The sequence below is a fragment of the Pseudomonas sp. TMB3-21 genome (assembly GCF_054898145.1).
Genome location: NZ_CM142718.1, coordinates 4,642,088 through 4,664,411 on the forward strand (window position 1 = coordinate 4,642,088; position 22,324 = coordinate 4,664,411).

Here is a 22,324-nt window from a genome sequence, read left to right on the forward strand (position 1 = left end):
GTGGATAGCGGCGGGTTCATTTGTCTGTCAGCTGACAACGACGCGATATTGGCGAAATCCTGCCCCCATTCACGGCGCAGGACTCGCCAAAAGCAATGATCAAATCAAGCGTCTGACATCCAGGCGCCCACAGGGCGGGCCGCTCAGTTGCTCACCGGTCTCCAGACTGAACACGGAAAAATGCAATGGACAGGTGATGCTCTTGCGCTGTTCATTGACCATACCGTGTTCCAGCCACCCTGCTCGGTGCGGGCACGTGTGCGGCACTTCAAAAAGCTGGTCGCCGATTTCCACGGTGAATCTGCCGGGGCGATGAAACTCAGAGGGCTTGCTCAATCTCACGCTCCTTGTCAAAAAATTTCTGACGCCTGGCCTTATCGACCGCCGCATCAAAGGCTGCATTAGTAATTTCCCGTCCCATACAGATGCCCTCCCACGCTTTGACCGGGTCCAGATCGCCCGTCGCATCCATCGCTTTCAGCAAACGCTGGCCTTCGATGGCGTGAAACACATCAATGTGCACATGCTCGGAATAATACGTGTGAGCCTTGATTTGCAAACGCGAACAAATCGATGTGTAACACTCGAAGAAAAACGGCACGACCGTTTCAAAATAGGTAATGACTCCCGCGAAATACGACGGATCATCCGCCCGCATTGTCAGCCAGCAAAACATGTTGGGAAACGAGAACCCGGCTGCAGCATTGACGTCAATGTAGAACGCCAGGTCGGTCGGCATCTGCAATTCGTTCAGCAGGTCTATGTACAGCGTGGTGTGGGAACGCTTGAGATTGCCGGAGCCGAACTCATCAATCATCATCCGCAACATAGGCATCTGAGCGGCGAGGCTCAGTCGAGGCATCAGGTGATAGAACACCTGCGCCTCGGTCAGGCCATCCAGCGCGAACTCCTGCACCAGGATCTTGAATTCCTCACGCGTCATATGATCGCCAACGTAGGCTGCGCTGGGCGGCATTACGCTGCGTTCCAGTTCTACCAGTTCCGCGAGTTGTTTGCGCAAACCGGCCAGGTCGGAGGGCGTGTTGGCAGTTCGCGTTTTCTGGATCGTTGAATCGATCCAGTCACGCTCAAAGGCCAGGATATGTGCGGGCAATGGCTGAAGCTGTTTGATACAGGCGCGATTGGCCAGGAACAGATCTTTTTGCTGTGCGTTCATGCCATGGCCCCCTCTGCCACCAACACTTGGTCCGTGGTGATGATGCCTCGCGCCTTGAGTTCCTTTTTGACGTGCGCGTACCAATCGTCCGCAGCGAGTTCGAAGCGCTGGTCGAGCGATTCCACCAGCGCACTTACCAAAGGTTGCTGTGCACTTATTGCCATGCGACAGAGTGCAGGTTCCAGATTGGCCAACGACACGACATTGCCGTCGGACTGCAGCTCTCTAGCCAGGAGCATTTCCCAGCCGAGGAAGTAATCCAGACCCTCATTGCGCAGCTGATCGATCTCGCTTTGGACGCGCGGCTGCGAGGGTGAATCCTTGATGCCGATGACCCTGGGTAACCGCGCAATCGCCATTAACGTATCAAAGCTTTTTTCGTTGCCGGATAGCGCAGACTCGTTGTAGATGAAGATATCCATGGAAACGGCGTCATGAACGGCGCGGTAATGCTCAATGATGTCTTTCTGATTCGTCCCGGATGCGAAAGGCGAAGTAAACATGATCGCCTGAGCACCCAGCTCCTGGGCCAGCAGCGCGTATTCAATCACCTCGGCCGTAGTGGCACGTTCGATGCCAGCGATCACTGTTTTATCCTGTGCGTGGGCAAGCGTCAGCTCCAGCATACGTTGCCAGTCGCGACGCCCCAGGCGCCAGCCCTCACCGGAAGTCAGGCAGGGAATGTACCCGTCAACGAAGGGCCTGGAGCTGTGCATCAACCGGCGCACGCTGGTTTCACAAATACGCGATTGCTCATCAAGCGGGGTAATCAACGGGACGAAAACATTTTTAGCCGACATGCTGAAAGTCCTCCTGTTCAATGGACATCTCACGGGACTGTTCGTAAAGACTTTGCAGTTTCTCAGGGAAGACGGGGCCATTTATCAATGAAGGAAACGGTTGCAGGAAAGGCTGTAACGCTTCCAGTTCACGCAGTGCACTGTCGTGGGTGAAGAGTGGTTGCTGATGCTCGACTACCTGCGCGGCGAGTAATTTTTTTTCGACGCTCAGATGCGCCCAATTCGTCTGCAGGCAGGCACGCTTGAGGACTTTGCTGCAATAGCCCTGACGCTGAATGTCCATGTCCGTATGGAGGACGTCCATAAAGGGGTAATAGACATCCTGCAACTGGCGGCTCTTCTTCCAGATGATGGCATCGCACATTCCGATCTGACCGAAACTCATCAGGATCTGACGTGAATAGAAGGCGTTGAAAAAAGCCAGGGATGTCTCTCGGATGCCCGGATCGGCATGGTGCATGCCCATGAACACAGTGGCATCGATAACCGGGATGATGGGATCAGTCATGGTACTGCTCCAGAGCGCGGGCGATGGTGTTGACGGCCTGCTCGAACTCGTCGGGTTTGCGGGCCAATGCCAGACGAATGTACTTTTGCCCCGCCTGCGGCTGACTCCAGTAGAAGTATTTGCCAGGCAACACGTAGACTTCGTACTCCATCAAATACGCCTGCAAGTCATCGGCTGTGACACCCCCCCGCATGATTTCAAACCACGCAACGCTGGTTTCGACCATGGGCGTTACGTACCGAAGAAAATGGCCATCGAGGTGGCGTTTGGCGCTTGTGCGATTGACTTCAAGCACGCTGCGAACAGATTCGAAATCGTCTTCGCTACTGTCTCGAATGTACTGGGTCACCACATTGAGAATGAAGGGCGAGACGTTCAGCAATACACTGGTGACGATGCTGTAGATGTCAGCGTTGATGTCCGTACTGGCCATGATCGTTGCGCACTTGGTGTCCTGCAGTGGCCAGGTTTTACCGGTGTCTTCCATAACGATGTATTGGGTGCCAATGTCGTCCAGGATTGCATAAGCGTCGAATCGGCAGCCGCCTGCTGTTTTGAAAAATGCCGCAAAGCAGAAATCCAGAATCAGCAATTTGCCGTGGTCCTTGCAGTAACGCGCCACCTCCACAAAGGTGTCGGCGCCAGTGGCAAACATGCTTGAACCGGTCGGGTTGTTGGGATCTACCAGAAAAATCGAATCAACATCGGCTGCTGCCGTTTGAAGTTTTGTGTAGACGCTTGCTGGCGATTGGAAAAGGCTTTCATCCAGTGCAGTCAACGGCACTTCCATGTGTTTGAGCAGATCGTGCAGGTTATCGAAGCAAGGCTCGATCAATCCCACACTCATGTTGCGTTTGCGCAGGTAGGTTGCGGTGATGTGCATCGCAATTGAGGCGGCGTACACGAGGTAAATTTCATCGTGTCGCTTAAGCGCGTGTTGTTGTCCGTGAAAGGAAAAAAACGCCTGAATGAATTCCTGTTCACTCTGATACTGCGTGCGGTTTTGCGCGCGATACCAGAGTTCGGGCAAGCGCTCGACAATTTTTCGCTGAGTCACACTCTGATCCTGGTGCGTGTGGGCATCAGCCAGGTTAAAGCGTGTTTTCAGGGCAGAAATTTCATGCTGGGTGATGTCTTCCTTGACGTCATGACGGGCTGCAACATTCATCTTGTTATTCCTGTAAGAGTCAACTTAGTTATCTACGTAGATAGCCTGCTCACAAATCTGCAGATAAACCCGACCCAATAATTAACGTTGCTCTTTTGCTCTACAACTGTACCTCAGTGCAGGTTTGTATTTTTTTTTACACCTGTCTTTAGGTACAGTTGTATTTTGCAGTTTCAATCGCCATTCTCCTCGCGCGTTACAAACCGATTAATGTAGTTGTACACGGACGGAATTCATAAACGCATGGACCAGGTAATTTTTCACAAAGTCGATTATTCAGATGCCTCAGAAGAACTGATGGGCAACCTGTTCCGATTGAGAAAGGAAGTGTTCGCCGACCGTCTGGACTGGCGGGTCATCGTTAACGAGGGCAGGGAGATTGACGAATATGACAATGCCTCTTCAACCTACCTGGTAGGCGTCTATGCAGGCATACCATTGGCCAGCCTTCGTTTGATCAATACGCTGAACCCTTACATGGTGGAGGGACCTTTTCGCGGCTTCTTCGACTGTACGTTGCCCAAAGACCCGTTGATTGCTGAGTCCAGCCGCTTTTTCGTCGACAAGACCCGTTCCCGCGCACTAGGCCTGAGCAGAGCACCGATCACCGAAATGTTGCTTCTGGCGATGCACGATCACGCCACTCGACAGGGTTTGCGATCGATCATTACGGTGGTCAGCCAGGCCATGTCGCGCATCGTTCTAAGGGCGGGATGGCTGTATGAAGTGTTGGCTACAGGCGAGGCTTCACCGGGGGAAAAAGTGCTGTTGCTGAATATGCCAGTGTCTTCCGAAAATGATAAGCGACTCAAGGAGGTGATCGAGTCGAAGAGTAAACAGCCACTGCGCAAGGCACTGGAGATCACCTGCTAATCAAGGCGCAGGCACCTTTTAGACCAACCCCAGACTTACGGCTTTGTACACGGCTTGCTTGGCGTTGCAGACTTGAAGTTTATTGACGACATTGGCCATGTGGAATTTCACAGTGCGAATCGAGATGGCACAAATGGCGGCAATTTCCCTGTATGCCTTACCCATGACAACCCACTTGAGCACGCTCAACTCGCGATCCGACAGGCCGGTCTCATCCAGATCAGGAAAAAGCTCATTGAGGGAAAAACAATTCGTTAAACGGCTTTGAAATTGAACGAGTGTCATCTGGATTTCCGCCGCGTTTCCCGTCATGAACTGCTCAAAATCATGACGACGCTCGGTATTGCTGATGCTCAATGCGGCAAAAAGCCCGTGGGCATCATGCAGATTAAAAGTAAAACCATCGGATATCCGGTATTTCTCCGAGGACGCAAACACCTCCCGCCCCATCCCTGAATCCTTCGATTCAAGCGCCTCATGCCAAAAGAACGGCGCTATACATTTCATGCCGTGTCTGATGACAGGATCTATGAGGTGGTAACCCTCGGTTTTATACACATCGAGCCAATGCTCGGGATAGTTGGAAAAGATTCTTGGTTCAACCTCACGAGCCTTGGACGTGAGGAAATAGGCGTAATGGCAGCCCTCCAGAGGCAACAGGCATTTTTCAAAAGCAGTTCTCAGACGTTCATCCATTTGCGAAATCGGGTGTAACGCTTTGCCCCCTTTCAAGTACCGAGTGCTCATAAAAACTCCTTTTTTTATGGTTGCGGCTGACGTTTGCGCTGCTGCATCTCAATTGAGGCAATGATTCAATCTCGGTCCCGCTACGTAGTAAAGCCAAATCAACACTACAAGGATGCCCGTGGGCACTGAATCAATATTGCATTAGCCGATGTCAAACGGACTGTCGGACATCCGCCCTCCTCTGTACCAGTCAGCGGCGTTGAGGCCCGGGAGGCTCCCAGGCCAGTCCCGTGTTAATCCGTTGGAGCGTTGCGAGATTCGGCGAGCCCTGCCTGTACGGCAGGACGGGACTCAATCACCGCCAGCCAGCGCACCACATGGGTATACGACGTGATATCCAGCGCCAGCTCTTCATGGGTACGCAGCCAGGTGAACGCCGCGATGTCGGCGATGGAGTACTCATCGCCAGCCAGATAACTGTGCGAGGCCAGCTGTTTGTCCACCACTCCATAGATTCGCAGCGCCTCTTTACGGTAGCGCGCAATGGCTTCTTCGTTGGGTGTCGTGCTGCCGTGCAGGAACCACCACAACTGCCCCAGCATCGGACCAATGGCCCCTACCTGAAAGTATAACCATTGCTGAACGGACAGTTTTACAGCAGAAGAATCAGGCTGCAGACATTCAAATTTTTGCGACAGGTAACCGAGAATGGCAGCGGATTCGAAAACCGAGATACCAGCCTCATGATCAACGATGGCCGGAATTTTCCCATTGGGATTGATCCGCAAAAAATCCGCCGAATGTTGCCTGCCCGCGGACAGGTCGAACTTCACTTTTTCACAATCAATGGCAGCTTCTTTCAGGAAAATACTGATTTTCTGCCCGTTGGGTGTATCCGCTGTGTAAAGCGTGATGGGGTAAGACGCACTCATATGAAATCTCCTGTTGAGGACATTTTAATTGCATTTGCAATCATATTGAGGCGTGCAGTATGGTGCAAGCACGATGGATCGCACGGAGATATCAGGCATGATCGGCTTTTCCAGCTTCAGCAAAACACCGGATACCCGCGTTGCCGCTCAGGCTTGCATTGATAAAATCCGCAGCATGACGCAGCCGCACACTGTGGGGTTTTGCTCTCCGCTCTACACCATGATCGACATCGCCAATCGACTGGAACGGGATCCCGGAACCGCCCGACATATTTGGGTCGTGCGCGCCAACAAGCAGTCGCAAATCGATGGCGCTCACACCCGAATCAATGCGTGGCCGCTGCGCTTTAGTCCTGCCGCCTGTGCCAGCGAAAAACCCCTGTTGTACCTCGCCAGTTCTGCGACGTCCGCCGAACTGTGCGCCCTTTCAAACGAGTCGGCCCATCGCGGCATTCTGTGCAATGACATAGAGACCCTGCCCTCGCGCTGGCCCAAGGGCGCTCATCCCTGGGTCTCGATCTGGCTGGCCGCCAACCCGCAGTGCATGCCTTTCGACCCCGCCAGCGGTGCCGAAGCGCACGCTATTGCGCTCGCCGCTTTGCACAGCCTGTACGTGGAAGGCAACGACGGTTTTTACTACATGGCGCTGCATGACGAGCCTTATGATTTTGTTGCGCCCATCAGCCAAGTCAGCGCGAGCCACGCGCTCAGGGGGATGTACAGGCTCAGCGAAGTCGCTGCTGAAGCCGCAGGTCCCAGGGTTCGCTTGTTGGGCGCTGGCCGCGCATTGCAGTCGGTGGTTGCCGCGGCGCAAATGTTGCGCGAGGACTGGGGCGTCGAAAGCGAGCTCTGGAGTTGCCCCAGCTATACGCGGTTGGCGCGGGATGCAGACAGGGCGCAGCGATGGAACCGCATGCATCCGGCCATGCCGCGGCGATCAGCGCATTTGCTCGACTGCATGAGCCTCGACGATTGTCCGGTGGTGGCGGTGACGGGGTATGGCCGGCATGTCGCCGATCAGATCGGTGCCCATATCACGTCACGCTTCGTGACGCTGGGTGCTGACTCGCCTGAAGCGACCCTCGACACAACGCTGGATAAACGCTGGATTGTCGTCCTGGCGTTGCGGGCTCTGGCCGATGACGGGCGGATCGCACAGACGTGCGTCAGTGAAGCCATGAACCGTTATTTGCTGCAATGACCGCGCACGTTATTCAACCCGCGCGCCCGCTGTTGCGCGCGGCCGTTGCCGCGCGCTCAAGCGCATCGCTGAAGACCTGCTGTTGCTCGCTATCGAACTGCGCCAGAAACAGTTCGTCGACCGCCCCTTCATAGACTTGCCACATTTTTTTTCGCAGTACCTTGCCGCTCTCGGTGATGACGGCATACGCACCACGACCGTCGTCGCTGGCACGGCTGCGGGTGACCAGGCCCTCGGCCTCCAGGCGGTCCACCAGGCGAGTCAGGTTGTAGCGCTCGATCGCCATGACGTCAGCCAGTTCGCTCATGCGTCGGCTGCCGTCCGGGCCGCTTTCCAGGCCCCATAACGCGTCGTACCAGGCGTAAGCCGGGAGCTCGGCGGCAGCCAGCCGACGCTCGATTTCGCGGATCAGGCAACGGTGGGCCCGGACGAATCTGAACCAGGTATCCGGATCACTTGACGACATGCTTCACCCTTCTGATGAATTCGATTTAGTTGCAATTGTAGCGTGGCGCAGGCTAAGTTCTCACTCGTAGTTGCAATTGCAACTACAAAAATTCCTCAAGGCTGGCGTCTACCCGCGCCCCTTCACCAGGCACCAAACGACTCGGTGCTGCTGCACTGTCCAGGAGACGACGATGGCTCAACAACCCCTGTTTCTCGACGAGGATCCACAAGAAACTCGCGAATGGCTCGAATCCATCGAATCGGTGGCAAGCGTCGAAGGGCGTTCTCGCGCTCATTACCTGATCGATCAAATGCTTGATTTCGATGCCAACCGTCACGGTGATTTCTATGGGCGCGTCACCACGCCTTACGTCAACACCATCCCGGTCGACCGTCAGCAGCCCTACCCCGGTGACCTGGCCATCGAGCGCCGGATCAACGCTTACATTCGCTGGAACGCCTTGGCCATGGTGCTGCGCGCCGGCAAGCATTCGAACGTGGGCGGACACATCGCATCCTATGCCTCGGCGGCCGTTTTGTACGACGTTGGCTTCGAGCATTTTTTCCGCGGGCGCACCGAGCAATTTGCCGGCGACATGGTGTACATCCAGGGCCACTCCTCGCCAGGCATCTACGGCCGCGCTTATCTCGAAGGTCGCCTGAGTGAAGACCAGCTGGATAATTTCCGCCGCGAGACCGACCGCGATGGCGTTTCTTCCTACCCACATCCAAGGCTAATGCCAGACTTCTGGCAATTTCCGACGGTATCCATGGGGCTCGGGCCGATCACCGCAGCGTATCAGGCGCGGTTCATGCGTTACCTCGAAGACCGTGGCCTGAAAGAGCATCAAGGTCGTAAAGTCTGGGCGTTTCTCGGTGACGGCGAGATGGATCAGCCGGAATCTCTGGCGGCGATTTCCCTGGCCGGTCGAGAGAAGCTCGATAACATCATTTTTGTCGTCAACTGCAACCTCCAGCGCCTCGACGGACCCGTGCGCGGCAACAGCAAAGTCATCCAGGAATTTGAAAGCCTGTACCGGGCGGCCGGCTGGAATGTCATCAAAGTCATCTGGGGCAGCGGTTGGGATGCCTTGCTGGAAAAAGACAAAAGCGGCTTGCTGCGCCAGCGCATGATGGAATGCGTGGACGGCGATTATCAAAATTACAAATCGCAAAACGGCGCTTACGTTCGTGAGCACTTTTTCGGAAAGTACCCCGAGTTGCTCGAACTGGTCAGCGACCTCAGCGATGACGAGATCTGGAAGTTGTCACGCGGCGGCCATGACCCGGAAAAAGTCTACAACGCCTACGCAGCCGCGATGCGCCACACCGGCGGGCCGACCGTCATCCTGGCGAAGACCGTCAAGGGCTTCGGTATGGGCGAAGCTGGCGAAGGCCAGAACATCAACCATCAGCTGAAGAAGATGGGCGACGACGCGGTGAAGGCGTTCCGTGATCGTTTCGGGCTGGACCTCAGCGACGATCAACTGGGCGACATGCCCTACCTCAAACCGGCCGCGGACAGTGTCGAAGCCGTTTATCTGCAAGCCAGGCGCGCGCAACTCGGCGGCTATATTCCGGCACGCTTCAGTGCCGTCGAGCCCCTGCAGATTCCGCCGTTATCGGCGCTGGACACCCAGCTCAAAGGCACCGGCGAGCGCGGGATTTCAACTACCATGGCGTTCGTGCGCATCCTCGGCACGCTGCTCAAGGACCCGAACATCGGCAAGCTGATCGTGCCGATTGTTCCGGACGAATCACGCACCTTCGGCATGGAAAGCCTGTTCCGTCAGATCGGCATCCATTCCCACGTTGGCCAGTTGTACACGCCCCAGGACGCCGGCCAGTTGAGTTATTACAAAGAGGCGCGCGACGGCCAGATCATGCAGGAAGGCCTGAATGAATCCGGCGGCATTTCCTCATGGATCGCCGCGAGTACGTCGTACAGCACGCACGGCATAATGACGGTGCCCTTCTACATCTTCTACTCGATGTTCGGCTTTCAGCGCGTCGGCGATCTGGCCTGGGCGGCAGGCGATGCCCGCGCCCGGGGGTTCCTGCTGGGTGCCACGTCCGGCAGAACCACGCTGATGGGCGAAGGCCTGCAGCATGACGACGGGCACAGCCACGTGCTGTCCTCCACCGTGCCGTGCTGCGTGTCTTACGACCCGACTTTCGCTTACGAACTGGCGGTGATCATCCAGGACGGCATGCGCCGCATGTATGTCGAAAACGAAGACATCTATTACTACATCACCCTGCTCAACGAAAACTACGCTCACCCGCCAATGCCCGAAGGTGTTGAACAGGACATTCTCAAAGGCATGTACCGGCTCTCGGCTCCGCCACAGCCGGTCGAAGGCAAGCATGTTCAGTTGATGGGTTGCGGTTCGATCCTGCAGGAGATGATTGCCGCCGCCCAGTTGCTGCAACAGGACTTTGGGGTGAGCAGTGAGGTGTGGAGCGTCACCAGCCTGACCGAACTGCGCCGTGACGGCCAGGACGCGGAACGCTGGAACCTGCTGCATCCGGATCAGGAACCGCGCATCGGTCATGTGGAAAGTAGCCTGCAGAACAAGCAGGGCCCGGTGGTGGTCGCCACGGACTACATGAAAATCTTCGCCGACCAGATCCGCCCGTTCGTGCCCAAACGACGTTTTGTGGCATTGGGCACGGATGGCTTCGGGCAGTCGGATACCCGCGAGTCACTGCGCACCTTCTTCGAAGTGGATCGCCATTTCATCGCACTGGCGGCATTAAAGGCGCTGGCTGATGACGGCGCGATTGGAAGGGAAAAAGTGACCGAGGCGATTGTGCTCTATGGCATCGACCCGGAGAAGCAGAACCCGGCGAAAGTCTGACTCAGCCGTGGAGGATGCAAATCTGCGGCGGGTCCTAAAACCTGTTGGAGCCGGGCTTGCCCGCGAAGGGGCACGAACAGTTGGCACCTTTGCTGACTGATCCACCGCCTTCGCGGGCAAGCCATGCTCCCACAGGATTTGTGGTGCGGCATGGGTTTATTTAATTCACACCGATTGCGGTATGAGGCAATCGTGAAAATGACCAAGCCCTGGATTTCAGGGCTTGGTCACTTTTGCGTGGGAAATCCCGATCGCGCCTTCAACCTTTGCTGTGCTCGGGCGACGTTGGTCCTTGCTTGATCCCACGAGGTCCGGCGATGCCCCAGGCAATCAGCCCGATGACCGGAAAAACGATCAGGCCGATCGCCCATGCCGCCTTGATGCCGACCGGCTTGTCGCTTCTGAACACGCTGACGATTGCCCACAAGTCCACGAGCAAAATGAACACCGCAATGGCGATCATGAAATAGCTGACTGCTTCCGACATGGTCGTGCTCTCCAGATAGTTGATACTAATCAGGCACACTGCCTCAACCGGCGTTCAATGTTTCCAGCGTGTGGTCGACGAAGCGTGATGGCTTCGCGGTTTCCTTCATCAAGTGATCGACCACCGCCGCCAGCGCCGCCTGGGTATCGTTGCCGTCGGTTAAAGTGCGCTGGAAAATCCCCAGCTGTCGATGCGCACTGCTGCCTTCTGCGAGCATTCGGCGCAGCTGTCGAAAGACGTCTTCCACACCCATCTCGTGCGCTGTTTTACCCAGTACCTGTTGCGCCCGGAACAGCCATTGCTCGGTGGTGAACGGTCGGTCGTAACCCTCGATGACGAAGGCAGCCTCTACGCCGTAGCGTTTGGCCCGCCAACGGTTCTCCAGGAGTATCCAGCGGGAATTTTGCGAGTAGTCCGCGCCGGGTTGCGCGTGCTCGATGGCGTAGGCAACCAGCAAACGGAAAAACGAGGCGATGCACAGCGCGTCGTCCACGCGCGGGCAGGCGTCGGTCATGCGTAACTCAAGCGTCGGGTATTTGCCCGCAGGTCGAACGCCCCACCAGCAATCACCGGCCTGCTTGATGGCGCCGGTTTGCATCAGCAACGCCACGTAGGCGTCATAGGCCAGCTCGTCAGCGAAGAACTCCGGAATACCCATCCGCGGCCACTCGTCACAGGCCGTCTGCCGATAACTCATGTAGCCGCTGTCAGCGCCGTCCCAGAACGGTGACGAGCAGCTCAGCGCGAGCAATAATGGCGTCCATGGCAGGACCTCGTTCATCACCCGTATGCGGTCCAGCTGGCTCGGCACTTCAACATGCACGTGCAATCCAGAAAGCACGCTACGCTGCGCGACGTGACGGTAGTCTTCAAACAATTTGCAAAAATGCGGCTGCTGGGTCGCACGTTGCGTGCGCCAGTCGGCCAAAGGATGGCTGCCCACGCTTAATAAGCCCAAGCCATGAGGTTCGAGCGCATGGCGCAGGCTGGCGCGGGCTTCATCAAGGTAATGAGCCGCCTCGGCGACATTGTTGAAAATCGGCGAGGCAACTTCGATCTGACCCTGGAACATCTCCAGGGCAAAGTACTCACCCAGCGCCGCTTCGCATGCTTGGATGGCTGCTTTAGACGGCTGCGCGAACATTCTCCGGCTGGCCAGTTCGGTGATGAAGTATTCCTCTTCTATGCCGAATCTCAGGTCGGTGTTCATTAGCGACCCTCAGTGATAATCATCACCCGCGACCGCGCGCAAATACGCTTGGTCCGCTTCACGACGCAAGTCCCGCCACTCTTCCCAACTGACAATGCACTGGCGGTCCATCTCGTCTGTCTGACGCAGCAGTTCCTCGTGATAGGCATCCGGAGACTCCCTGCGCAGCGCGGCGTTGTCCAGCGTTTGGTGCCAGCGATCCAGCGCACGCAGTCGTCGCTCATGGGCCGGCGTCAGCAGGTTTCTGAAGGAGTTCATGGCGGTCGGATTCCTGACGTATTTCTGGATGGATCAGCGATTGTCGGCATAGGTTCAGGAATGCCGACCAGAGGCATTTTTTTGCCGGGTGGATACCGTCACGCCTCGGGTGCCAATCGTCGAGCACGGCGCGATCCAGTCAAACTTTTGGGCCGCCGCGATGCTCCACTGATGTAAGCCAACGGAGGAATGTGAAATGAATAACGACGACCGTGTGAACACTGGCAAACCGGCGAATGCGCCACCCACCGATGCGGCAGGCAAACCGGTGAATGTGGTTGAACGCGACCTTCAGGACAGCGACAGCGATACCGATGGCGTGGACAAAACGATCACGCCTTCGTCGACTCGCGTCAAAGAGCAGGAGGTGGACGAGCTGCAACGCAAGACCGCAGAGATCGAACGCAAAGTGGCAGACGGAAACTGAGTCATCTGTGGTGAGTTGCAAAAAAAGCGGGAGGCTCTCAAGGCCTCCCGCTTTGTTTTGCTCAAGGCGTACCCAACCCCCCTGACAAATCCGCAGCGGTACCACCCGGCTTGGGTGTTTGCGTCGAAGATTGAGCATTCGAGCTCGCGTTGGCCGTGGTGTTGGCGTTTGAATTCTCCTTGGTGTCGGGATGGTCGGTAGTTTTGGTAACCGTGTCACGCACCGCTTCCATCCCTTCGCGTGCCTGCTGTTTGACCTTGTCTGCAATGTCCGCGCTGGTCTTGCCCATGTAACGCTGTTCGGTACGGGTAGACGGCAATGCAGCGCCCAATAGCGCACCCAAAGCGATGCCTGCAGCGGCAACCACCAGCGGTTGGTCCCTGAGCAACTGATTGAACTGGTTGCCCATCTGCTGGGTGCTGCGTGCAACACGGTCACTGACATCGTGCGCGGTGTGGCTGATGCGATCGCTGACGTCATGCGCGGTGTGGCTTAGGCTGTCGGTGGCCGATGACAGGTTGTCTGCCAGATGAGCCGCCTTGCCTTTGACCGACTGATAGCCGCCCTTGAGCGAATCGGCGGTCTGATGCATACGGTCGCGGGCGCTGTCGACGCCATCAGACAGACCATCGGCCCACTGGCCTGTTCTGTCCTGATCCGGCCCTGTGCGGTACACATGACGTGCTGCAGGTGGACGGTTCTGGCTCATCATCAGCCACAGCAATCCGACCGACGTCACGACCGCCGGCACAGGGTTGTTGCGCACGCTGGTGCCCAGATTGGTCAGGAACGTGGTGCCGTTGTTTTGCATCATGCCCATGGCCTGGTCGAACATTTGCCCCGGAGTGAACTTGCTTTCCAGGGCATCGACGATGTTGCCAATGCTTTCGCGTTGAGCATCGATTTCGCGCTCGATGTCTTCAGGGCTTCTTTCTGATTCGATGTCGAATTCACGGTTCATGAGACTTTCCTCCGCAGCGCTTCCTGGTCTTTGTTCAAGGCGTCCAGCGTACGATCAGGCTTGAGGTTGGATGGCTCGAATTGCTTCTTGCCGGACTGCAGCATGGTGAAGCCAATGATCATCACCACCACGCCAACGATCAATGCCGCCAGCCAGGGCGCCATGACCATGCTCAGGCCGTAAACCACCGCCATTAACAGAATGATGAAACCGGCGAGCAGCACGATCGCGCCCCCGGCCACACCGGCTATCCCGGCCTTCATGGTGGTGAGGCTGGCCTGCAGCTCGGCCTTGGCCAGCGCCAGTTCTTTGGTAAACAGCGCTGGCACTTCGCGGGATAGCTGGCGCAACAACCCGACAACCGAGGCATCGTTTTCCGGCGCGGCAGCAGGACGGCTACCCGGCAACTCAGTATCTTCTCTGTTCATCACAGCTCTCCTTTGTAAGTCGAGGAACCTGGCGTCGAGTTGAAGCTTGCGGAGCCCGGTGTGGAGGTCGGATTTGTGGTTGGGCTCGAGGTCGATGTCGAGGACCCGGGCGTTGCAGACGAGGCGAAGTCCGAGGGATGGTCTTGCTCATTTGGCGAGGTCGGAGTAATGCCGGTTGCCAGCCCGGATTCGGACCCGCCGCGCGAAGGCATGGAGCTTTCGTAAGGTCGCTGAGCGCCGAAACCACCTGAGGGCGGCATCGAGCTGCTTTCGGCCGGATCACGATCATCGTTGAAAGATGCAGCCGGTGCGGTACCCGCCTTGAGGAACCGTGACAGCGCAAAGCCCAACGCGATGCTGCCGGCGATGAACAGTGTCGGGTTTTTCCGCGCCAGATCGGCGCCGTCGTGCAACAGTTCCTCGGCGCTTTTTCCACGCAGGTTGCTGGCCAGCCCGGTCATCGAATCGGCAACATCGGCAAGGTAATCGGACATGCCGAGGGTATCCTTGCTTTCCATTTCCGAGACCACAGATTTGGCGCCCTGGGCCAGTGCTTCAATCTGGTCTGCTGCCGTGTCGCGGTATTGACCGAATTGCGCATCCGCTTGCTGCCGCGCACCACCGAGCGCCTCTGTCACATTTTCCTTGATCTGGTCAAAGCCCTTTTCCGGTCCCCCGGATTGCTGATTGCCAGGCTGATTATCAGTCCTGTTATCTGAAGTATTCATGTCGTCCTCGCCTTCGAAATGAAAAACAAGCGTGTCGGGGCTGCAGCGTCATGTGCCTGAAGCCCATCCATTCAGATGACGAAAAACTGCGCTCGGGAGTTCCAATGAATTGATGAGCGATACGTTCTTGCCACCGAGCGCGTGGAAATCGTCGATTGAGCATGCCGCCCGTCCGCTGACTCGCACGTTTTCAAGCAGCGCACTTCCAATGTGGTGTCATCCACTCGCAAGGAAGATTCAAAATGATGAACAACAGAATTGCGGTGCTCACGCTTGCCGGCATCCTCTCGGCGTGCTCGTTTCACGTTATGGCGGCCACCTCGACTGGCACGGGCATGTCCGGTGATGGGGCGACGGACACCCGGCAGCCTGCCTCCCCAAGCACCAATGCCGACCCGGATGCCGGCTCGTTGCCCAAAGGTGCCGACGGCGGAACCACTGACAGCGGCCCGACCCCTGGCGGCGCGAAAACCGGCGGCGGTGACAAGGCGGGTGGCGGCAGCAGCAGTGGTGGCGGTGGAGGTGGTAGCGGCGGCAGTTGAATACTTCGTGATGTGTCAGAGCCCGCTATCAGCGGGCTTTTTCTTGACCGGTTACTTAATTTTTTACAGCAGCCACGGAACTGGCACTCCGCCACTAATGTCGTAGCGACATCACCTGGAGAATCGGATGACGCGCCCTCGGCATTTTCAAATCACTTACAGCTTTAGCAAGGCTCGACGAATATTCGTCCAGCCGGATTCACACATGACCGATGAAGATGCCTGGTATTACGCGTGCCTGCACTCCGGCGTAGGCCTTTTGTATGGGGAGTCGTACCCGCAGGACGATCACCTGCGCTTGCTCGAACATGCAAGTTCTGCTGGTTTGACCGAGGTCTCTTGGGAAGAGCTACCGTGAGCACGTTTACCATGGACGAAAAAAAACCGTAGGAGTCAGACTGGCCAAGCTCTGCTCCTACGGTTTTATCGTGTTACCTGAAGATGTATTTCAACAACACTTCGGTCCGGCCTTGCTGCCGTAACGAGCCTCCTGACGTTCCCGAAAGAACACCTCATAACTCATCAACGGCTGGTCCGGATGTTTGGTCTGCATGTGCTCGACATAGTTGTCGTAATCGGGCATCCCCACCATCAGGCGCGCGGCCTGACCGAGGTATTTCCCGAGGCGACTCAGGTCATTGAACATGCGGCCCTCCTCGCTCAGGCATCTGGCACAGGTTGGAACGGCGCTTCTTTATCCGTGCGTTCCTTGGTGCCCCAGGCGGCGATACCGACCTTGAGCGCAAAGAACAGGATGCTGAAGACCACGAACAGGAACAGCGCCGTCAGCGTCGCGTTGGTATACGCGTTGTAGATCACATGCTGCATCTGATCGATATTTTTCGCCGGTGCCAGCACCTGTCCATTGGCCAGCGCATCGCTGTACTTCTTGGCCAGCGACAGGAAACCGATCGCCGGGTTGGCGTCGAACAGCTTGATGAAGCCCGCGGTCGTAGTGCAGATCAGCAGCCAGACAGCAGGCAGCATGGTCACCCAGATGTAGCGCTGGCGTTTCATTTTGATCAGCACAACGGTGGCGAGCATCAGGGCGATACCGGCCAGCATCTGGTTGGAGATGCCGAACAGCGGCCACAAGGTGTTGATGCCACCGAGCGGATCAATCACGCCTTGATAGAGCAAGTACCCCCACATCGCCACGCAGCCGGCGGTGGCGATCAGGTTGGCGGTCCAGGATTCGGTGCGTTTCAGCGCCGGCACGAAGGCGCCGAGCAGATCCTGCAGCATGAAGCGGCCGGCACGGGTACCGGCGTCAACGGCCGTCAGAATGAACAGCGCTTCGAACAGAATCGCAAAGTGGTACCAGAACGCCATGGTGTTCTCACCCGGCAGCACGCTGTGCAGAATCTGCGCGATACCGACCGCCAGGGTCGGCGCACCGCCGGCACGGGCCAGGATCGTGGTTTCACCGATGTCGGTGGCCACCGCCTGCAACGCTTCCGGAGTGATCGCAAAACCCCAGCTGCTGACAGTCTGTGCAACCGTTACTACGTCGCTGCCAACGATAGCCGCCGGGCTGTTCATGGCGAAGTAAACGCCCGGCTCGATCACCGAAGCGGCGACCATCGCCATGATCGCGACGAACGATTCCATGAGCATGCCGCCGTAACCGATGTAGCGGGCATGGCCTTCACTGGCGAGCAATTTCGGCGTGGTGCCGGAAGCAATCAGCGAGTGGAAACCGGAGACCGCACCACACGCGATGGTGATGAACAGGAACGGAAACAGACCGCCCTTCCACACCGGCCCGGTGCCGTCAATAAACTGCGTCAGTGCCGGCATTTTCAGATCGGGCATGGTGATCAGGATGCCGATCGCCAGCGCAATGATGGTGCCGATTTTCAGGAAGGTCGACAGGTAATCACGCGGAGCGAGGATCAGCCACACCGGCAATACCGCTGCGACAAAACCGTAGCCAATCAGCATCCAGGTGATTTGCACGCCGGTGAAGCTGAATGCCTTGGCCCAGACCGGATCGGCAGCGATCTGCCCACCGAGCCAGATCGAGCCCAGCAACAGCAACACACCAATGATCGAGATTTCACCGATACGACCCGGGCGGATGTAGCGCATATAAATGCCCATGAACATTGCGATCGGCAAGGTCGCCATCACGGTGAACATGCCCCACGGACTCTCGGCCAGCGCTTTGACCACGATCAACGCCAGCACCGCAAGGATGATGATCATGATCAGGAAGCAGCCGAACAGCGCGATGGTGCCGGGGATGCGACCCATTTCCTCTCGGACCATGTCGCCCAGCGAGCGACCGTTGCGACGGGTGGAGAGGAACAGGATCATGAAATCCTGTACCGCGCCCGCCAGCACTACACCGGCGATCAGCCAGAGCGTACCGGGCAAGTAGCCCATTTGCGCGGCGAGCACAGGGCCGACGAGCGGACCGGCACCGGCAATGGCGGCGAAGTGGTGGCCGAAGAGCACGTGTTTGTTGGTCGGCACGAAGTCCAGACCGTCATTGTTGAGCACGGCGGGCGTGGCACGATTGGGGTCCAGCTGCATCACCTTGGTGGCGATGAACAGGCTGTAATAACGGTAAGCAACGAGGTAGATTGCGACTGCTGCGACTACGATCCACAGGGCGTTGATGGCTTCGCCGCGGCGCAAGGCCACGACACTCAGCGCGAACGCTCCCAGGACAGCCACGGCAAACCAGGCGAGGTGTTTAGCCATACGGGGCATAGCGTGTCTCCTGCCGACAGCCAGTGACTGCGGCGGTAATTTTTTATAATTGTGTCCGCTGAGCGGAGCTGGCCCAATATCCGCGCATGCCGTCTACAAATAAATCCGCGTTACTACGTACGCGCGGTCTACGTAGTTCTACGTAGACGCTACCGTTTTTCGGCCACGACAAGGCTCCCACAGGCAACCCAATAGCGGAGTTATCAAGATGTCCAGCCCTTCGAAATCCAGCACAACGCCTGTCGTTCGATGGGAAGCGCACGCGTGTCTCCCCCTGATTCCCGGGTACGACATGTCGGGCCTGGCAAGGTATCGAGATGCAGGCTTTCAGCATGTCTCGATAAACGTCGGTATGGACATGACGCCGTTCAGTACGGTGATGCAGGTGATTGCAGGGTTTAGAAGCTGGATTGCGTCCCATGCGGAAGACTACGTGCAGGTCGTTACCACTGACGACATTCGCCATGCCCTCACGCATCGAAAGATGGCGGTCTCTTTTGATCTCGAAGGGTCCAACATGCTCCTTCAGGACCCGGCGATGGTCGAGCTGTACGCGGCGCTTGGGGTTCGCCAGATGCTGCTGGCCTACAATCGCGACAACCCCGTTGCAGGCGGTTGTCATGGTTCGGGAATGGGGTTGACCCATTTGGGGCGTGACGTTGTCAGCGCTGTAAACACGGCCGGCATCATCATCGATTGCTCCCATGCGAGTAAACGTTCAAGCCTCGAGACCATGGCCATATCTCAACGCCCGGTGATCTTTTCTCACACCAACGTCAAGGCCATCTTTGAGCATCCACGAACAATCGACGACGAGCAGATTTTCGCCTGCGCAGCGCAGGGAGGCGTGATAGGTCTGACGGGATTACGGATTTTCATGGGAGATCCTGAGGCCTCGGTCGCCGCTTTCATCCGTCAGATCGATTACCTGGCCGAGCGAGTCGGGACCGGTCACATCGGCCTGGGCCTGGATACCGAGTTCCATTCTCTCGATGACTTGCCTGCCGGCGAAAACGCAAATGACTGGTGGCCACCGGAACATTACGGGCAGATGGCTGGGCACACCCAGCTGCAACCCGAGAGGCTCAACACCGTCGCTGCGCAGCTGTCGCTCATGGGCTACAGCGCTTCGGATATCGATGGGATTTTTGGTGAGAACTTTTTGCGCATCGCCCAGGCGACGTGGCCGAAATCGCAGGCCGACGTCGGGACTATCGCTTTTTCTGCGTCAGCTAACGGTCATTCGCCTGTATAACGCCCGCGCGACCCACGACAGCATCGCTGCCGGGATAGATAACAGCAGGGCGTACAAAAGGCCGACAACGAGCAAAGGACTCGCTTCGGAGGTCGCCATCACGCACGGAATCTGTCCGAACATGACGATAGGACCCGACAGCCATGCATGTTTTGAAAACATTAGCCCAAGAATCAATGTCAGCGCCAAAGCCGCTGGATAGAGAACGGTCCAGTAGCATTGCGCGTCCCACGGTTCATTCACCCCCGCCATCCAGGACGCCGTCAGCCAGAAGCTCACGCTGATGGTGGAAGCGACCACCGTCGCCAGCCAGGTATTCTTCAATGACACTCCCCTTCTACATTGCAGCGCATTACCCGCGGTGCTCGCACGTCGGCGAGCCCACTATCCGAATAATCGGCTTGACCGGTAAAGCGATCGTTTTACACTCATTTGCATGGATAAACGAAATGAAATTCTCGCCGGTGCAGCGCTTACGTTCGAGGAGCAAGGCTTTCGTGGAATAGGTATCGACCACATCCTCGCTTCCACTGGCGTTTCAACGCGTACGCTGTACAAGCATTTTGGCTCACGGGATGGCCTGGTCATCGCGGTACTTGAGGCCAGGCATCTTGCCTTCATGGAACAGCTCGCCCTGGAAAGTAGCAGCAATGACCCGGTGGGGTCACTGTTCGATACGCTTCGTTGCTGGACAAAACTCAGGGGCGCACACGGCTGCATGCTACTGCGCGCCCGTGGCGAATACGCCGGAGCCAACCTGGAAATCGCCAGGCTGGTTGAGCGTCAAAAGCTGGAATTCAGAGCTGAAGTGGCCGCGCGTGTATTGGCTGCGCTCGGTCAAGAGGACGCTGAACTACGTAATCAGATCTGGTTACTGTTCGAGGGCGCAACGGCGGCCGCCACCGTTTCAAACGTGTCAATTATCGATGACGCCAAGAGCGCTGCGCTCACGCTGGTCGAATGTGCTCGAGGACGCCACTCATGAAGCCGGGCAATAACCTGATAGCCGCTGCCTTCGCCTTGACTGCTTTGTCATACGGCCTGGCAAGATTTGCCTACGGCCTGTTCCTGCCGCAGATTCGCAACGATCTTGGCCTCGGTGTATCCGCTGCGGGATGGATCGGCGGTAGCGCTTTTGCGGCTTATTGTCTTGGCATCATCATGACCTTTCTGAGCAATGGCAGGCTGAGCCCTCGCGCAATGGCTGTCAGCGCAGGCCTGGCCGCTTCAATTGGCATGGGACTGATTGTCTTCGCCGGCTCGGGATTGGTGCTGGGCTGCGGCGTTGCGCTCGCGGGACTGAGCACGGGGTTGACGTCGCCCCCGCTCGCCTCCGCTGTCGCCGCCCTGCTCGCGGATAGGGATCGCCCCAGAGCGAACGGTTTCATTAACGCGGGCACAGCCGCAGGCATTGTCTTTTCAGGCTTGGCCGCTGTTTTGGCGTACGGGGCATGGCGAGAGCTTTATGCTTTGTTTGCGCTGATCGGCGGCAGCGTCACCGTGTGGCTGTGGTTTGCCGTGCCTGCGCAGGGCGCTACTGACACCGCATCCCGGTTCTCCGTAAAACTGCTGCAAAGGCCCGGTCTTTTGGCACTGTGTAGCAGCGCCTTTCTCATGGGCCTGGCGAGTACTGCGATCTGGACGTTCGGCGCAGACCTCCTGCGTAATAAATTTGGCTTTAACGACATCAACATCGCCTGGGCCTGGATAGCACTCGGCGCTGCCGGTATCAGCGGGTGTACAACCGGCATGCTTACAAACCGCTACGGTACGCGCAGAATGCATGGTCTGGCGCTTCTAGGGATGGCGATCGGGATCCTGAGCCTGGCTGCAGCGACCCTCTCTCCGATCTTTGGCTTCACGGCCATGTGCGTATTCGGCGCCGCCTATATTGTTTCTACAGGCGTCTATCTGATTCAGGGCATCGACCTGTTTCCAGATCGCCCGGTCCTGGGCCTGGGTATCCCCTTCCTCGTTCTGGCACTTGGCCAAACAGCCGGGACGCCACTTTTTGGTGTCATGCTCGAGGCAGCAAATGTCGTGACAGCCCTGTTTGTCTTTGCTGCTGCGGCCTGTTTAGCCATTTTCATCCGCGGCCATCGGATCGATGGATAAGGCAGCCATTCTTTAGCGCGCCCAAGAGGGATCTATGGACAGTTTCGATGCCTTACGCTTATTGGTCAGAATCGCCGATACCGGCAGGCTCACCGCCGCGGCGCGCCAGCAATCCGTAGCCACCTCAACCGTGACGCTCGCCCTGCAGCAACTCGAAGAACAGCTTCAAACGCGTCTGATCAATCGAACCACACGCAAATACGTTCAAGTCACTGGCAATCGCAGCGCTAATGATAGCGCTGTGCTGCGGCATTGGACCATGAAGGGCTACGGCATCATGTTAAAACACCGTTGGGAAATAAAACGTGAGTTGGAACAGAATCTGTTATCCACCGCACTGGACGACTACGCCCTACCTCACGTAGATCTCCACGCCGTCACTTCGAGCGGCCCCTGCAGCAAGCGCGTTACCGCATTGATCGATTTTCTGGCAGACCAGATGCGCCTGAGTTGAGCAGACTCCCGAGGCCATTGGATTGGCTTTTCCAATGACCGATTCAGGTGCACGATCATTCCGTCCAGCCACGCTTCTGGGTATACG

Annotated in this window: 27 protein-coding genes; 10 read left to right on the forward strand and 17 right to left on the reverse strand. The window is 57.2% G+C overall.

The window, feature by feature from the left end; genetic code table 11:
* Positions 1-99: 99 nt before the first annotated feature.
* Genes ACYZTS_RS21055 through ACYZTS_RS21075 form a run of 5 tightly spaced genes read right to left on the reverse strand, consistent with a single transcriptional unit; the run spans position 100 to position 3,653 of the window.
* A complete protein-coding gene (locus ACYZTS_RS21055; RefSeq protein ID WP_461991812.1) occupies positions 100-336 on the reverse strand; it encodes a Rieske (2Fe-2S) protein in 237 nt (78 codons plus the stop codon).
* On the reverse strand, positions 320-1,177 hold the full coding sequence (locus tag ACYZTS_RS21060) for an iron-containing redox enzyme family protein (protein WP_461991814.1): 858 nt from the start codon (positions 1,175-1,177) through the stop codon (positions 320-322). The genes ACYZTS_RS21055 and ACYZTS_RS21060 overlap by 17 nt, the downstream gene beginning before the upstream one ends.
* Positions 1,174-1,977 (reverse strand): dihydrodipicolinate synthase family protein, encoded by an 804-nt coding sequence (locus ACYZTS_RS21065; protein WP_461991816.1) that lies wholly within the window; start codon positions 1,975-1,977, stop codon positions 1,174-1,176. Before ACYZTS_RS21065 ends, ACYZTS_RS21060 begins: the two co-directional genes overlap by 4 nt.
* Complete coding sequence (locus ACYZTS_RS21070) at positions 1,967-2,485, reverse strand: DUF6190 family protein (RefSeq protein WP_028621317.1); 519 nt, start codon at positions 2,483-2,485, stop codon at positions 1,967-1,969. The genes ACYZTS_RS21065 and ACYZTS_RS21070 overlap by 11 nt, the downstream gene beginning before the upstream one ends.
* Positions 2,478-3,653 (reverse strand): pyridoxal phosphate-dependent aminotransferase, encoded by a 1,176-nt coding sequence (locus ACYZTS_RS21075; RefSeq protein ID WP_028621316.1) that lies wholly within the window; start codon positions 3,651-3,653, stop codon positions 2,478-2,480. Before ACYZTS_RS21075 ends, ACYZTS_RS21070 begins: the two co-directional genes overlap by 8 nt.
* Positions 3,654-3,896: 243 nt before the next feature.
* On the opposite strand from ACYZTS_RS21075, the gene ACYZTS_RS21080 reads away from it, so the two are divergent.
* A complete protein-coding gene (locus tag ACYZTS_RS21080; protein ID WP_033050380.1) occupies positions 3,897-4,526 on the forward strand; it encodes an acyl-homoserine-lactone synthase in 630 nt (209 codons plus the stop codon).
* Between the two features lie 18 nt (positions 4,527-4,544).
* On the opposite strand, the gene ACYZTS_RS21085 is transcribed toward ACYZTS_RS21080, so the two are convergent.
* On the reverse strand, positions 4,545-5,273 hold the full coding sequence (locus tag ACYZTS_RS21085; RefSeq protein ID WP_236645588.1) for a helix-turn-helix transcriptional regulator: 729 nt from the start codon (positions 5,271-5,273) through the stop codon (positions 4,545-4,547).
* A 233-nt stretch (positions 5,274-5,506) separates the two neighbouring features.
* Positions 5,507-6,145, reverse strand: a complete 639-nt coding sequence (locus tag ACYZTS_RS21090; protein ID WP_461991820.1) for a glutathione S-transferase family protein — start codon at positions 6,143-6,145, stop codon at positions 5,507-5,509.
* A gap of 97 nt (positions 6,146-6,242) precedes the next feature.
* Between ACYZTS_RS21090 and ACYZTS_RS21095 the strand changes: the two genes are divergently transcribed.
* Positions 6,243-7,346 (forward strand): transketolase-like TK C-terminal-containing protein, encoded by a 1,104-nt coding sequence (locus ACYZTS_RS21095; protein WP_033050357.1) that lies wholly within the window; start codon positions 6,243-6,245, stop codon positions 7,344-7,346.
* Positions 7,347-7,359: 13 nt separating this feature from the next.
* Here ACYZTS_RS21095 and ACYZTS_RS21100 read toward each other — a convergent pair whose 3' ends face one another.
* Positions 7,360-7,812 carry a MarR family winged helix-turn-helix transcriptional regulator gene (locus tag ACYZTS_RS21100; RefSeq protein ID WP_028621312.1) on the reverse strand — a complete coding sequence of 151 codons (453 nt, stop codon included), beginning with the start codon at positions 7,810-7,812 and terminating at the stop codon, positions 7,360-7,362.
* Positions 7,813-7,984: 172 nt separating this feature from the next.
* Here ACYZTS_RS21100 and aceE point away from each other — a divergent pair, with 172 nt between their 5' ends.
* Entirely contained in the window at positions 7,985-10,654 is a 2,670-nt protein-coding gene (gene aceE, locus ACYZTS_RS21105; RefSeq protein ID WP_461991822.1) for a pyruvate dehydrogenase (acetyl-transferring), homodimeric type, read from the forward strand.
* A gap of 259 nt (positions 10,655-10,913) precedes the next feature.
* Here the strand turns inward: aceE and ACYZTS_RS21110 are convergent, their stop codons facing one another.
* From ACYZTS_RS21110 to ACYZTS_RS21120, 3 genes are read right to left on the reverse strand one after another with little or no spacing between them, the layout of a single operon-like run.
* Positions 10,914-11,141, reverse strand: coding sequence for a PLD nuclease N-terminal domain-containing protein (locus tag ACYZTS_RS21110; RefSeq protein ID WP_028621310.1), 228 nt, complete (start codon positions 11,139-11,141; stop codon positions 10,914-10,916).
* Positions 11,142-11,184: 43 nt separating this feature from the next.
* The gene (locus ACYZTS_RS21115) at positions 11,185-12,351 is read right to left on the reverse strand and encodes a carboxylate-amine ligase (RefSeq protein WP_461991824.1); all 1,167 of its coding nucleotides are present in this window, start codon (positions 12,349-12,351) and stop codon (positions 11,185-11,187) included.
* Positions 12,352-12,360: 9 nt separating this feature from the next.
* Positions 12,361-12,609 (reverse strand): hypothetical protein, encoded by a 249-nt coding sequence (locus tag ACYZTS_RS21120; protein ID WP_461991826.1) that lies wholly within the window; start codon positions 12,607-12,609, stop codon positions 12,361-12,363.
* Positions 12,610-12,805: 196 nt separating this feature from the next.
* Here ACYZTS_RS21120 and ACYZTS_RS21125 point away from each other — a divergent pair, with 196 nt between their 5' ends.
* Positions 12,806-13,036, forward strand: coding sequence for a hypothetical protein (locus ACYZTS_RS21125; RefSeq protein ID WP_028621308.1), 231 nt, complete (start codon positions 12,806-12,808; stop codon positions 13,034-13,036).
* Between the two features lie 61 nt (positions 13,037-13,097).
* Here ACYZTS_RS21125 and ACYZTS_RS21130 read toward each other — a convergent pair whose 3' ends face one another.
* The 3 genes from ACYZTS_RS21130 to ACYZTS_RS21140 are packed head-to-tail and all read right to left on the reverse strand — an operon-like array spanning position 13,098 to position 15,153.
* Complete coding sequence (locus ACYZTS_RS21130; protein WP_461991828.1) at positions 13,098-13,997, reverse strand: DUF3618 domain-containing protein; 900 nt, start codon at positions 13,995-13,997, stop codon at positions 13,098-13,100.
* Positions 13,994-14,425 (reverse strand): phage holin family protein, encoded by a 432-nt coding sequence (locus ACYZTS_RS21135; RefSeq protein WP_028621306.1) that lies wholly within the window; start codon positions 14,423-14,425, stop codon positions 13,994-13,996. The genes ACYZTS_RS21130 and ACYZTS_RS21135 overlap by 4 nt, the downstream gene beginning before the upstream one ends.
* Positions 14,425-15,153, reverse strand: a complete 729-nt coding sequence (locus ACYZTS_RS21140; RefSeq protein ID WP_461991829.1) for a hypothetical protein — start codon at positions 15,151-15,153, stop codon at positions 14,425-14,427. The genes ACYZTS_RS21135 and ACYZTS_RS21140 overlap by 1 nt, the downstream gene beginning before the upstream one ends.
* Before the next feature lie 242 nt (positions 15,154-15,395).
* Between ACYZTS_RS21140 and ACYZTS_RS21145 the strand changes: the two genes are divergently transcribed.
* Positions 15,396-15,695: a hypothetical protein gene (locus ACYZTS_RS21145; RefSeq protein WP_461991830.1), complete on the forward strand. Its 300-nt coding sequence runs from the start codon at positions 15,396-15,398 to the stop codon at positions 15,693-15,695.
* 127 nt (positions 15,696-15,822) lie between these two features.
* Complete coding sequence (locus ACYZTS_RS21150) at positions 15,823-16,053, forward strand: DUF6555 family protein (RefSeq protein ID WP_028621304.1); 231 nt, start codon at positions 15,823-15,825, stop codon at positions 16,051-16,053.
* A gap of 90 nt (positions 16,054-16,143) precedes the next feature.
* Here the strand turns inward: ACYZTS_RS21150 and ACYZTS_RS21155 are convergent, their stop codons facing one another.
* Positions 16,144-16,341 (reverse strand): YbdD/YjiX family protein, encoded by a 198-nt coding sequence (locus tag ACYZTS_RS21155; RefSeq protein ID WP_028621303.1) that lies wholly within the window; start codon positions 16,339-16,341, stop codon positions 16,144-16,146.
* A gap of 14 nt (positions 16,342-16,355) precedes the next feature.
* Positions 16,356-18,413, reverse strand: a complete 2,058-nt coding sequence (locus ACYZTS_RS21160) for a carbon starvation CstA family protein (protein ID WP_028621302.1) — start codon at positions 18,411-18,413, stop codon at positions 16,356-16,358.
* A gap of 208 nt (positions 18,414-18,621) precedes the next feature.
* Here ACYZTS_RS21160 and ACYZTS_RS21165 point away from each other — a divergent pair, with 208 nt between their 5' ends.
* Entirely contained in the window at positions 18,622-19,668 is a 1,047-nt protein-coding gene (locus tag ACYZTS_RS21165; protein WP_461991831.1) for a membrane dipeptidase, read from the forward strand.
* Here ACYZTS_RS21165 and ACYZTS_RS21170 read toward each other — a convergent pair.
* Positions 19,642-19,992, reverse strand: coding sequence for a hypothetical protein (locus ACYZTS_RS21170; RefSeq protein ID WP_461991832.1), 351 nt, complete (start codon positions 19,990-19,992; stop codon positions 19,642-19,644). The two genes, ACYZTS_RS21165 and ACYZTS_RS21170, sit on opposite strands and share 27 nt — an antisense overlap.
* A gap of 112 nt (positions 19,993-20,104) precedes the next feature.
* Between ACYZTS_RS21170 and ACYZTS_RS21175 the strand changes: the two genes are divergently transcribed.
* The 3 genes from ACYZTS_RS21175 to ACYZTS_RS21185 are packed head-to-tail and all read left to right on the forward strand — an operon-like array spanning position 20,105 to position 22,237.
* On the forward strand, positions 20,105-20,653 hold the full coding sequence (locus ACYZTS_RS21175; RefSeq protein ID WP_461991833.1) for a TetR/AcrR family transcriptional regulator: 549 nt from the start codon (positions 20,105-20,107) through the stop codon (positions 20,651-20,653).
* Complete coding sequence (locus tag ACYZTS_RS21180) at positions 20,650-21,783, forward strand: MFS transporter (protein ID WP_461991834.1); 1,134 nt, start codon at positions 20,650-20,652, stop codon at positions 21,781-21,783. Before ACYZTS_RS21175 ends, ACYZTS_RS21180 begins: the two co-directional genes overlap by 4 nt.
* A 34-nt stretch (positions 21,784-21,817) precedes the next feature.
* A complete protein-coding gene (locus ACYZTS_RS21185) occupies positions 21,818-22,237 on the forward strand; it encodes a LysR family transcriptional regulator (protein WP_461991836.1) in 420 nt (139 codons plus the stop codon).
* The last annotated feature ends 87 nt before the right edge of the window (positions 22,238-22,324 follow it).